The sequence below is a fragment of the Nocardia niigatensis NBRC 100131 genome, assembly GCF_000308655.1.
Taxonomy (GTDB): domain Bacteria; phylum Actinomycetota; class Actinomycetes; order Mycobacteriales; family Mycobacteriaceae; genus Nocardia; species Nocardia niigatensis.
In genome coordinates, this window is the sequence record NZ_BAGC01000043.1 from 220,440 (window position 1) to 232,459 (window position 12,020).

Genomic DNA, 12,020 nt, shown 5'->3' on the forward strand with positions numbered 1-12,020 from the left:
CGATGACGGTCGTTGCCGGAGTGGACTCCTCCACTCAATCCTGCAAGATCGTGGTGTGCGACGCCGATACCGGAACGGTATTGCGGCACCGCCAGATTCCGCACTACGACGGCACCGAGGTGCCGCCGCTCATGTGGTGGGAGGCGCTGCGGGCGGCGTGCGATCACATGATGCGCGATGTGGAGGCCATCGCGGTGGCCGGGCAGCAGCACGGGCTGGTGGCGCTGGACGCGGCCGGGCATCCGGTGCGGGACGCGCTGCTGTGGAACGACACCCGGTCCGCGGAGGCGGCGACCCAGCTGGTGGCCGAGCTGGGCGGGCCGCAGGCGTGGGCGGAGGCGGTCGGGAGTGTGCCGCTGGCCGCGCACACCGTGGCCAAGCTGCGCTGGTTCGCCGATCACGAACCCGAACTGGCCGACCGGACCGTCCGGGTGCTGCTGCCGCACGACTACCTGACCTGGCAGCTGCGCGGCGGCGATCCGGCCACCGAGCCGACCACCGATCGCGGCGACGCCTCCGGCACCGGGTACTGGTCACCGGCCGCCGGCTCCTACCGGCCCGATCTGCTCACGCTGGCCTTCCGCGGCCGCCGACCCGCACTGCCGCGGGTGCTGGCGCCCGCCGAGATCGCCGGGCACACGCCGGGCGGACGGCTCGTGGCGGCGGGCACCGGCGACAATGCCGCCGCGGCACTGGGTTTGGGCATCCGGGACGGGGATGTGGTGGTCTCGCTGGGGACCAGCGGGACCGTGTTCACCCGTGCCGCGCACCCCAGCGCCGATCCCTCGGGCGCGGTCAACGGGTTCGCCGACGCCACCGGGGCGTTCCTGCCGCTGGTGTGCACGCTCAATGCCGCCCGGGTGCTGGACGCGACCGCGGTGCTGCTCGGCACCGATGTGTCGGGCCTGGAGGTGCTGGCAGCGCAGTCGCCCGCGGGTGCGGACGGTCTGACCCTGCTCCCCTATCTCGCGGGTGAGCGGACTCCGAATCTGCCGTACGCCACCGGCAGCCTGCACGGCCTGCGCCCGCACACCATGCGCCCGCATCATCTGGCCCGCGCCGCCATCGAGGGCATGCTCTGCAATATCGCCGAGGCCCTGGATCGGCTGCCGACGGTGCCGCATCGAATCCTGTTGATCGGCGGGGCATCCCGCTCCCGCCTCATCGCGCACGCCGCCGCCACCATCTTCGGCCGCACCGTCACGGTGCCCGATCCCAGCGAGTATGTCGCGATCGGCGCCGCCCGCCAGGCCGCCTGGGCGCTGCGCGGCGGCCCGCGCCCACCCCGCTGGCCCGCACCCGCCGGTACCGAGTTCCACGGCCTGGCGGCGGGGATCGGCGCCGCTATCCGTCAGCGCTACACCGAAATACGCGACACGTACTACCCATAGACGACCGGCCCGTCGGACAGGTAGTCGTCCCAGGTCCGGTGCCGGGTGATGTAGTTCCGGATGGCGTCACGGGCGATGTCGTGTTTCGATCGCCCTTCCATCGCCGCCTGCGCACTCAGCGCAGCTTCTTCGTCCTCGCTGAGCCGCAAAGTCCATGCCACCGCGAATTCATACCACCCCCGTGCGACCCTGTCTGCCGAACGGTTGACCAGTTGGCGACCATCACATGACCAGCCGGTAGCTCCCGGGCGCTTCCGGCGGCTCGGATTGCGCTCACGGCGAGCGTAACCATCGTCGGCACGGGTGGCTGAGCCGTAGCTTCACGCGGTATGACGACTGAGCTGAGCACGCCGTTGAACGATATCGTCGAGGCGACCGGCCGCGCCGTGGCGGCGGATCCCGACCAGGCCACGGTCGTGTTCCGGGCCGCGGGGACGCCGGAGGGCACCGTGGGGAGCGCAATCGCGCTGGGCCGGTACACGGTTCGGGTGGACGAGCCGCCGGCGCTGGGCGGTGCGGGGTCCGCGCCGAATCCGGTGGAGGTGTACCTGGCCTCACTGATCGCCTGCCAGGTGGTGACCTACCGGTTCTGGGCCCAGCGGCTCGGCATCACCGTCGAGGATCTGGCCATCGAGGCCGAGGGGGATCTCGACGTGCGCGGCTTCTTCGGCCTGGACGACACGGTCCGCCCCGGATTCCAGGCGGTGCGCGTGACCGTGCGCGTCACCGGCCCGGAGTCCGCCGAGCGCTATGCCGAACTGCAGCAGACGGTCGACGCGCACTGCCCGGTCCTGGATCTCACCACCGGCCGGACCCCGGTCGAGACCACCCTCATCACCCAGTAGCAGCGAACCCAACCCACCGGAGGCCCCCGATGACCGAATCCGCTCTGCCCGAAGACCCGACCGCCACCTGGAGTTTCGAGACCAAGCAGGTCCACGCGGGGCAGACGCCCGACGGCGCGACCGGCGCCCGCGCCCTGCCGATCTACCAGACCACCTCCTACGCCTTCCGCGACACCGCGCACGCCGCGGCGCTGTTCGGGCTGGCGGAGCCCGGCAACATCTACACGCGCATCATGAACCCCACCCAGGACGCGGTGGAACAGCGCATCGCCGCGCTGGAGGGCGGGGTGGCCGCGCTGCTGCTGGCCTCGGGTCAGGCGGCGGAGACCTTCGCGATCCTGAATCTCGCGGGCGCGGGCGACCACATCGTGTCGAGCCCCCGGCTGTACGGCGGCACCTACAACCTGTTCCGGTACACGCTGCCGCGGCTGGGTATCGAGGTGAGCTTCGTCGACGATCCGGACGACCTCGACCAGTGGCGGGCGGCAATTCGCCCGAACACCAAGGCTTTCTACGGCGAGACGGTGTCCAACCCGCAGAACCATATCCTCGACATCCCCGGCATCGCGGAGGTCGCGCACGGTTCCGGGATTCCGCTCATCGTCGACAACACCGTCGCCACCCCGTATCTCATCCAGCCGTTCGCGCACGGCGCGGACATCGTCGTGCACTCGGCGACGAAGTATCTGGGCGGGCACGGCGCGGCCATCGCGGGCGTGATCGTCGACGGCGGCACCTTCGATTGGCGCAGTGGACGTTTCGCCGGCTTCACCGAGCCCGACCCGAGCTACCACGGAGTGGTCTACGCCGATCTCGGCGCGCCCGCCTACGCGCTCAAGGCGCGGGTGCAACTGCTGCGTGATCTGGGTTCGGCGATCTCGCCGTTCAACGCCTTCCTCATCAGCCAGGGCCTGGAGACCCTGAGCCTGCGCCTGGAACGGCACGTCGCCAATGCGGGGGCGGTGGCCGAATTCCTCACCGAACGGCCCGAGGTCACGGCCGTCTCCTATGCGGGGCTGCCGTCCTCGCCCTGGTACGAGCGCGGAAAGCAACTGGCGCCCAGGGGAGTCGGCGCCATCATCGGCTTCGAGCTGGCGGGCGGCGTCGATGCGGGCAAGCGCTTCGTCGAAGCTCTCACCCTGCACAGTCACGTCGCCAATATCGGCGATGTCCGCTCCCTCGTCATCCATCCCGCATCCACCACCCACTCCCAGCTGACACCCGAGGAGCAGCTCGCGGCGGGTGTCACCTCGGGCCTGGTCCGCCTGGCCGTCGGCATCGAGGGAATCGACGACATTCTCGCGGACCTCCGCGCTGGCTTCGCCGCCGCGCAGTAGGCCCTCAGAAGCGATCGAGCGGGCGAATCCGCGGGGAGACAGCCGAATTCACCTGCAGGGCGATGATCACGCCGATGCTGAGATAGGTGCTGATCGGGGACAGGGCCACCGCCGCCGCATAGAGGACTTGGACGATTCCGATGCGGCGGCGGATGGCCGTGAGGTCCTCGGGCACGGTGTCCTCGGCCAGCAGGCCGGCGCGGCGGGCGTAGCGCAGCGCGGCGAGCTGAACCAGGCCCAGATACAGCAGGTCGATCCAGTACACCAGCAGGGCCAGGCGCGATTGGGGGAAGGCCGCCAGCAGCGCGGTCGCGAAGGGCACCAGGCAGATTCCGAACAGGAACATCACGTGGATCCACGTCAGTGATCGGTCCGCGCGGGCCATGAGGTTGAGCTGGGTCTGCTGGCCGATCCAGAACATGCCGAGGGTGAGGAAACCGAGCAGGCAGATGAGGAATTGCGGGCCCACATGGGTGAGGGCGTGCCAGACCTGCTCCTCGTCGGAGACCGCGCCGGTGCTCCACAGCGTACGCTCGTGCCACGCCTCACCCGCGGGTACGTGCAGGTCCAGCACCAGCAATGTCATTGCCACCGCGAATATTCCGTCGCTGAGCGCTCCGAGCCGACCTAGATCCTGCGCCGCGATGCGGTGATACCGAGTCATCCACCTGCCCTTCCCCGCCGGACCCTAGCGGATGTCAGAGCGCGGCGCGGTGCTGCTCCCGGGCGAGGAAGTGGGCGGTGGCTTTCGTTGCGTCGTACAGGGATCGGTAGTGGCGGTAGTACGGACCGTAGTCGGCGGTGCTCACCGGGTCGGGCTCGACCGTGGTGATGATCGGATTCCAGGCGGCGGTGCCCAGGCCCAGGGCCTCGGCGGCGAGCAGCGCGTCACCCAGGGCCGCGCCGACGGTGTCGGCCGGAAGTTGTTGCGGCAGACCGGTGATATCGGAGACGATGCGGGTCCACAGGCCACCCTTGGTGCCGCCGCCGACGGCCACCAGGCGGGTGGCGGGGCCCCCGGCGGCGGACATGGCCTCCAGGTTGTGGCGTACCCCGTAACCGATGCCCTCCAGGACCGCGCGATACAGATCGGCACGCTGGTGGGTGACGGTGAGACCGGCGATGAGGCCGCGGGCGTCCGGATCGAACAGGGGTGTGCGTTCACCCGCGAAGTAGGGCAGTACCAGCAGGCCGCGGCTGCCGGGCGGGACATGGACGGCCTCGTCCACGAGTTCGGTGAAATCGCCGCCGGTGAGGGTCCGCAGCCAGTCGGTGATCGCGCCGGAGGTGGCCATGCCCGCGGCGGAAGTGTAAGTGCCGGGCCAGGTTCCGCAGGTGGTCCACAGGCCGGGCTGCGGGTTGGGGTCGGTCAGCACCTGGGTGAGAAACATCGTGGTGCCATACATGATCATGCAGTCGCCGGGGGCTCGGACCCCGGCCCCGGCGGCCTCGGCCCAGGCGTCGATGGTGCCGGTGGTGACCGGTAGCCCGGCGGGCAGACCGGTGACCGCGGCGGCCTCGGCGGTGACCCGGCCGACTATCTCTGTGGGCCAAGCCAATTCGGGTAGTCGGAGCCCCGGTGCGACGGATTCGGCCCAGTCCGTGGCCCAGTCGCGGGCCATCAGGTCGTACATGGGCACGCACTGGCTCGCGGATTGATGGTCCAGGACGTAGCGGCCGGTGAGGCGATGAACCAGGAACGAGCTCGCCATCAACAGCATGCGGGTGTCCCGCCACACCCGCGGCTCGTGGCGGATGAGCCAGCGCAGTTTGGGCCCGACCGCCTGGCTGGTGAGCGGGGAGCCGCACCGTTCCAGCACGGTGAGCGCGCCCAATTCCGCGTTCAGTTCCTCGATTTCGTCGCCCGCGCGGGTGTCGACGCCGTAGAGGATGGCGGGGCGCAGCGGACAGCCCGCGGCGTCGGCGGGCAGCAGGCAGGGCCCGATGCCGCTCACCGCGAGCGCGTCGATCGGTGCGCCGTCGGCGGCCGCCACCAGCTCCCGGGCCAGGGCCGTGAAGTCGGCCCACCACACCGTCTCCGCGTCGTGCTCCACCCAGCCCGGGCGCGGCGTCGAAACCCGGTGCGGTCGTTCGGCTCTGCGCGCGACCGTGCCCGCGTGGTCGACCAGGACGCCCTTGGATCCGGAGGTGCCGATGTCGATGCCGAGGAGCATGTCAGCTCGCCCGGCTGAATTCGTCCAGGGTGACGTCCAGCAGTTCGCAGGCCGCGCGCACGGTGGCCCGATGGTCACCCGGCACGGCGTGAATGTGGTTGGCGCCGAAGCGGGACAGGAACTCCCCGGCGTCGGCGTCCAGGCGGGCGAAGGCGTGCGGCCACTCCCGGGTGGACTGCTTCATGAGCGATTCGTTGGTGTCCGGGTCGTAGGTCTCGAACTCGCCGAGCATCGATTGCATGCGGTAGGCGCCGTTGCGGCGGGTGAGCCGGGCGAGGGTCATCTGCCCGGGCGCGGCCAGGTGATGCACCGACGCGCCGCCGGCCGGGAAGAAGAACACCTCCGGATACAGGTGTACGCGGGCCAGGTTCTCGGCCGGATCGTCGCTGCGCGCCGCGTACCAGGTGGCGTGCTGGCCGGAATTGCACAGATCCCAGATGTCGCGGTCGGCGTGATAGTGCCGGACATCGGCGAAAAGCACCGGGGTGCCCGCGATCTGCTTGAGCAGTTGCATGGTGAGCGCCCCGTCCATGTCCGCCTCGGTGGCGCACACGTGCGGCTGTTTGGGCCCGTTCCAGTCGTAAGGGTCGTTGAGGAAGGCCTCGGTGATGTCCATGGTGGCGAAGTACTGGGTCAGCTCCGGCTGTCCCTTGATGCCGGAGAAGTCCAGCCGCCATTCCGCGATCAGGTCCCGCACGGCCAGGTAGGAGCGCAGCTGCCGTTCCAGCAGGTCCGGCGTCAGCTTGACGCCGTCGTAATGGACGCCGGCGGTGGTGCGCTCCAGCCATTCCCGGGCCGCTCGCGCCTCGCCGGCGTCGGCGAGTTCGGCGCGGCGCACGATCTCCCACTGGTCGATCTCCTCGACATCGATGCCGAAGATCCGCTGCCACTGATCGGTATTGGCGACCGCGGTGTTCATGCCCATCGGCCGCCCGCCGAAGCGCCCGAAGGTGCTGCCGCGCAGGCTCGCCACCGCCGCCGCGGCCCGGGCGCGTTCCCCGATGGCCGCGATCAGCTCCGGATCGGCGGGGTCGCCCCACAGCCGGGCGTGGGCGCGGCCGATCTGATCGAGCGCGCCGCCCGCCGCCAGCATGCCCACCATGCCCGGCTGCACCGGATCGATATTGGACAGCAACAGCAGCGGCCCACGCAGCGCGCCCGCGGCCAGCATGGTGAAGTGCGGGAACGCCCACACCGCGTAGTGCAGCACGGTGAGATCCACCCCGGCCGCCTCCACCTGCCGGGCTACCGCGACCGCCTGGTCATTGGCGCCGACGGGCTGGACACCGCGAATCACGCTGTGTCCGGCCTCGGTCAGCTCGGCGACGAGCCGGTCCTCCGCGGTCCGGATGAATCCGACGATGCCGCCGTGCACATAGTCACGGCCGTCAGAAAGACTGATCACGCCGATTCGGGCCATACTGCCTGCCTCCCCGTACTGGGTGGACGCTCGACTCCGTTCAGAATCCCAGTTCAGACCGCACGCCACGCCCGAAATCGGATTTTCCGGATCCTTCCCGGCGCGCTGCCTCAGCCCGGGAAGCGCAAGCGGGCCAGCGCTACTCCGCCCTGACCCCAGCCGGCGTGGGTGATCCAGAGGGCGTCCTGGTAGGTGATCACCTCGGCGGCGTGGGCGGGGATGCGGCCCACGCGGCCGGACGTGTCGAAGTGGAAGGGATTGTCGCCGCGGAAGATCTCGGTGCCGACGTAGCCGGGGCGCGGACCGATCAGCAGATACCAGGAACCGGCGTGGCGGAGCACGAACGGGGATTCGGTATTGCCCCCACCGGTGCCGGTGGCCGGGTCCGTGTAGGCGATGCGGCGCTCGCTCCAGTGCAGCAGATCCGGGCTGGTGCGGTAGGCGACGACGTGATTGCCGCCGACGGGGGTACTGGTGGCGCAGTAGTACATGACCCACTCGTCGTGGACGCGCAGCACCATGGGGTCGCGGGCGTCGTAGCCGTCGCGGAACACCGGGCCGCCGGGATGCCGGGTCCAGTGGAACAGGTCGGCGGAGGTGGCCAGGCCCATACCCGTTGCGGTGCGGTCGGTTCCGCCGCCGTCGTAGAACATGAGGTAGGCGTGGCCGTCGCGCACCACGAACGGAGCCCACAGGTGGGTCTCGCCGCGCTCGCGGTCCACGGTCAGCGCGGCGGGGTGTCTGGTCCACGGGCCGTGCGGGTGCTCGGCGGTGGCGTGCGCGAACTCGGTCTCGTCGAAGGGGTCCGCGGGCTCGGGGTGGGTGATGCCGAACAGGTGCCAGCGCCCGCCCGCGTCCTGGATCAGGGTGTGATCGTTGATGTACCAGCGCCGATCCGGTTCGCTCGGGTCATAGATGTGCCGGAACTCCCCCGCCGTCACCGCGCCCATGCCCGTCCCCCATCCAGGACCTGAACAGTCCCAGTCCGTCTTCGACGATGAAGTCATGCCGGTACTCTCGCTGCGAACCCTGAACCGTACCTCCGCGCCGCCGCCGCGGGCCTCGACATCTGCGAATTCACCTCGGCCGGAACGGAATTGCTGACCGGTGCCACCATGTCCCGGCGCGACCTCGGCAAGCGGCCGGCCGAACGCTCCCCGGCCGCGCGCCCCGCGCCCCGGTCCACGCGCTCGGCGTCATCCACCCGCTGATGCACGCCGCATCGCCGGAATCGCCTCCGGTGGCGTCCCCGTGTACCTGGTCGACGGGTTTGTCCACGACCGCTGGGACCTGGACGGCTCCACGATCCGGGCACCCCTGGCATCCTCGCTCGGACGCCGACGAGGCGGCAGTAGGAGCGGTAGCCGGCCGCCTCCTGCCCCTGCTCATCACCGAAGCAGGCAAGATCATCCTTGCAGGACGCTGATCAGCCTGTTCAGCGCGCCTTCCTGGCGGCGCGGAGGAAGTCTCTGTTCAGGCGGCCGATGACGTCCTGAGGGATTTCCTTGGGGCAGGCGAGGGTGCATTCGCCGGTGTTGGTGCAGCCGCCGAAGCCGGCGTCGTCGTGGGCTTCGAGCATGCCGAGGACGCGAGAGTCACGTTCGGGCTGTCCCTGGGGCAACAGGCCGAGGTGGGCGACCTTGGCGGCGGTGAAGAGCATGGCGGAGCCGTTGGGGCAGGCGGCGACGCAGGCGCCGCAGCCGATGCATTCGGCGGCCTGGAAGGCCAGATCGGCGTCGGGTTTCGGCACGGGGATGGCGTGTGCCTCGGGGGCGGCGCCGGTGGGAGCGGTGATGTAGCCGCCCGCCCGGATGATGCCGTCGAAGGCCGAGCGGTCGACCACGAGGTCCTTGATGACCGGAAAAGCCTTGGCCCGCCACGGTTCCACGGTGATGGTGTCGCCGTCGGAGAACTTCCGCATGTGCAGCTGACAGGTGGTGGTGGCCTGCTCCGGGCCGTGCGGGGTGCCGTCGATGACCAGTGAGCAGGCGCCGCAGATGCCTTCGCGGCAGTCGTGGTCGAAGGCGATCGGCTCCTCGCCGATATCGGTGAGCCGCTCGTTGAGGACGTCGAGCATTTCCAGGAACGACGCGTCGGGCGAGACCTCCACGCCGTAGTCGGCCATCGCGCCCTTCTCCCGGCTGCTCGGCTGCCGCCAGATGCGCAGTGTCAGTTTCACTGTCGATTCCCTCTCACTTGTAGGACCGAGTGCTGGGCTGGACGTACTCGTAGCTCAGCGTTTCCCGGTGCAGCGTCGGTGGCTCGCCGTCGTTCCATTCCCACGCGGCGACATAGGAGAAGTGCTCGTCGTCGCGCCGGGCTTCACCGTCCTCGGTCTGCGACTCGGCGCGGAAGTGGCCGCCGGCGGATTCGGTGCGGTGCAGGGCGTCGATCACCATGAGTTCGGCCAGTTCGAGGAAGTCGGCCACCCGGCCCGCCCGCTCCAGCGACTGGTTTAGGTCGTCGCCGGAGCCGGGCACGTTCACCCGCGCCCAGAACTCCGCACGCAGTGCGGGAATCAGGGCCAGCGCCTTGCGCAGTCCCGCCTCGGTCCGTTCCATCCCGCAGTACTCCCACATGAGGTGGCCGAGCTCGCGGTGGAAGGAGTCGACGGTCCGGTCGCCCTTGATCGACAGGAGCCGGTCGATCCCGGCGGTGACCCGGGCCTCGGCCGCGGCGATCGCGTCGGCCGGAACCTCCCCGACCGGCCCGCGGGCCAGATAGTCGCCGAGGGTGGCGGGCAGGACGAAGTACCCGTCGGCCAGGCCCTGCATGAGCGCCGAGGCCCCGAGCCGGTTGGCGCCATGATCGGAGAAATTGGCCTCGCCGATCACGAACAGCCCCGGAATCGTGGACTGCAGGTCGTAATCCACCCACAGCCCGCCCATGGTGTAGTGCACGGCCGGGTAGATGCGCATGGGCCGCTCGTACGGATTCTCGCCCGTGATCCGCTCGTACATCGTGAAGAGATTGCCGTACTTGGCTTCCACCGCGTCCGCGCCGAGTCGCCGGATCGCGTCCGCGAAGTCGAGGTACACGCCGAGCCCGCCGGGCCCGACGCCGCGCCCCTCGTCGCAGACGTTCTTGGCCGCGCGGGAGGCGATGTCGCGCGGGACCAGGTTGCCGAACGCCGGGTAGATGCGCTCGAGGTAGTAATCCCGCTCGTCCTCGGGAATGTCGGCGGGATCGCGGTGGTCGCCGACGTTTTTCGGCACCCACACGCGACCGTCGTTGCGCAGCGACTCCGACATCAGCGTCAGCTTCGACTGGTGCTCGCCGGACACCGGGATGCAGGTCGGATGAATCTGGGTGAAGCAAGGATTGGCGAAGTACGCGCCGTGCTTGTGCGCCCGCCAGGAGGCGGTGACATTCGAGCCCATGGCATTGGTCGACAGGAAGTAGACATTGCCGTACCCGCCGGAGGCCAGCACCACGGCGTCGGCCGTGTAGGACTTGATCGCCCCCGTGACCAGGTCGCGCACGACCACCCCCCGCGCCACCCCGTCGACCATGATCAGGTCCAGCATCTCGTGCCGCGCATGCAGTTCCACGGTTCCCGCCTCGACCTGACGCAGCAGCGCCTGGTACGCGCCCAACAGCAACTGCTGTCCCGTCTGCCCGCGGGCGTAGAACGTGCGCGAGACCTGCGCGCCGCCGAACGAGCGGTTGTCGAGCAGCCCGCCGTACTCCCGTGCGAACGGAACACCCTGTGCCACACACTGATCGATGATCTGTGTGGAGATCTCCGCCAGTCGGTGCACATTCGACTCGCGGGACCGGTAGTCGCCGCCCTTGACGGTGTCGTAGAACAGCCGGTGCACGCTGTCACCGTCATTGCGGTAGTTCTTGGCGGCGTTGATCCCGCCTTGCGCCGCGATCGAATGCGCCCGGCGCGGGGAGTCCTGGAAGCAGAACTGGATGACGCGATAGCCCTGCTCCCCCAGCGTGGCCCCGGCCGAGCCGCCGGCCAGCCCGGTGCCGATGACGATGACCGTCTTCTTGCGCTTGTTCGCGGGATTGACCAGCTTGGCCTCGAACTTGCGGGTGGTCCAGCGGTCGGCGATCGGCCCGGCCGGCGCCCGGGTGTCGGCGATCGGTTCACCGGTGCGGAAAAGATTGTCGTTCATGGCTATTCCACCCATCCGAGAGTGACGGCGATCGGGACGGCCAGGAAGCCGGCGACCAGCAGGGCCGAGACGGCGGCCGCGAGCAGGTCGTACCCGCGTGCGCCGCGCCCACCGGTCAAGCCCAGAGTCTGTGCGGCACTGCGAATGCCGTGCCGCAGGTGCAGGCCCACCAGGATCACGGCGACGACGCAGAAGAGCGTGACGTACCAGTGCGACGGCGCGAAGTCGGCGACCACCTTGGCGTAGGGAGTCGCGTTGCCGCCCTGCGGATTCACCGCACCGAAGGTCAGATCCAGCAGATGCCAGACGAGATACAGCGCGATGATGACGCCGCCCCACCGCATGGTGTGCACGGCATAGCCGTTCGCGTGCGATTTCTTCTTCGCCGCGTACCCGACCGGTCTGGCCCGGCGCGCGGTGCGGGCCAGCGAGATCGCCGACCACATGTGCAGGATCACGGCCACGCCGAGCACGACCTCCGTGGCCGTCAGCAGTCCCCGATGCGGAATCGCGGGCGCGCCGACCGTGCGCAGCCACTCGGCATAGTGATCGAACTCGGACGCACCCAGAAAGACTTTGAGGTTCCCGGCCATGTGGGCGATGAGGAACAGCACGAGGATGCCCCCGGTCACCGCCATCACGGCCTTCTTACCCACCGTCGTGCGGTAGAGCTCAGGTATTGCGACAGCCATGAGCGGAACGTACGTCCGGCCCGCGCGGCCGGTC

Annotated in this window: 11 protein-coding genes; 3 read left to right on the top strand and 8 right to left on the bottom strand. The window is 69.7% G+C overall.

Annotated features, from left to right (window positions below):
- Window positions 1–2 precede the first annotated feature (2 nt).
- Window positions 3–1,391 (top strand): xylulokinase, encoded by a 1,389-nt coding sequence (xylB, locus tag ON33_RS18395; RefSeq protein ID WP_040860165.1) that lies wholly within the window; start codon window positions 3–5, stop codon window positions 1,389–1,391.
- Here xylB and ON33_RS39775 read toward each other — a convergent pair.
- Entirely contained in the window at window positions 1,382–1,552 is a 171-nt protein-coding gene (locus ON33_RS39775; RefSeq protein ID WP_157184593.1) for a ribbon-helix-helix protein, CopG family, read from the bottom strand. The genes xylB and ON33_RS39775 overlap by 10 nt on opposite strands.
- A gap of 168 nt (window positions 1,553–1,720) precedes the next feature.
- On the opposite strand from ON33_RS39775, the gene ON33_RS18400 reads away from it, so the two are divergent.
- Both ON33_RS18400 and ON33_RS18405 read left to right on the top strand, forming a co-directional pair.
- Entirely contained in the window at window positions 1,721–2,236 is a 516-nt protein-coding gene (locus tag ON33_RS18400; protein ID WP_040860166.1) for an OsmC family protein, read from the top strand.
- A 29-nt stretch (window positions 2,237–2,265) separates the two neighbouring features.
- Window positions 2,266–3,573 carry a bifunctional o-acetylhomoserine/o-acetylserine sulfhydrylase gene (locus ON33_RS18405; protein ID WP_051152434.1) on the top strand — a complete coding sequence of 436 codons (1,308 nt, stop codon included), beginning with the start codon at window positions 2,266–2,268 and terminating at the stop codon, window positions 3,571–3,573.
- Window positions 3,574–3,577: 4 nt separating this feature from the next.
- Here the strand turns inward: ON33_RS18405 and ON33_RS18410 are convergent, their stop codons facing one another.
- From ON33_RS18410 to ON33_RS18440, 7 genes are all read right to left on the bottom strand, one after another.
- Window positions 3,578–4,237, bottom strand: coding sequence for a TMEM175 family protein (locus ON33_RS18410; protein ID WP_040860167.1), 660 nt, complete (start codon window positions 4,235–4,237; stop codon window positions 3,578–3,580).
- 34 nt (window positions 4,238–4,271) lie between these two features.
- A complete protein-coding gene (locus ON33_RS18415; RefSeq protein WP_040860168.1) occupies window positions 4,272–5,747 on the bottom strand; it encodes an FGGY-family carbohydrate kinase in 1,476 nt (491 codons plus the stop codon).
- 1 nt (window position 5,748) lies between these two features.
- Window positions 5,749–7,152, bottom strand: a complete 1,404-nt coding sequence (locus ON33_RS18420; RefSeq protein ID WP_218001464.1) for an L-fucose/L-arabinose isomerase family protein — start codon at window positions 7,150–7,152, stop codon at window positions 5,749–5,751.
- 125 nt (window positions 7,153–7,277) lie between these two features.
- Window positions 7,278–8,174, bottom strand: coding sequence for a glycoside hydrolase family protein (locus ON33_RS18425; protein WP_245550580.1), 897 nt, complete (start codon window positions 8,172–8,174; stop codon window positions 7,278–7,280).
- Window positions 8,175–8,602: 428 nt separating this feature from the next.
- A complete protein-coding gene (locus ON33_RS18430) occupies window positions 8,603–9,346 on the bottom strand; it encodes a succinate dehydrogenase/fumarate reductase iron-sulfur subunit (RefSeq protein ID WP_040860171.1) in 744 nt (247 codons plus the stop codon).
- Between the two features lie 13 nt (window positions 9,347–9,359).
- Window positions 9,360–11,294 (bottom strand): fumarate reductase/succinate dehydrogenase flavoprotein subunit, encoded by a 1,935-nt coding sequence (locus ON33_RS18435; RefSeq protein WP_040860172.1) that lies wholly within the window; start codon window positions 11,292–11,294, stop codon window positions 9,360–9,362.
- A 2-nt stretch (window positions 11,295–11,296) separates the two neighbouring features.
- Window positions 11,297–11,986 carry a succinate dehydrogenase cytochrome b subunit gene (locus ON33_RS18440; protein WP_040860565.1) on the bottom strand — a complete coding sequence of 230 codons (690 nt, stop codon included), beginning with the start codon at window positions 11,984–11,986 and terminating at the stop codon, window positions 11,297–11,299.
- Between the last annotated feature and the right edge of the window lie 34 nt (window positions 11,987–12,020).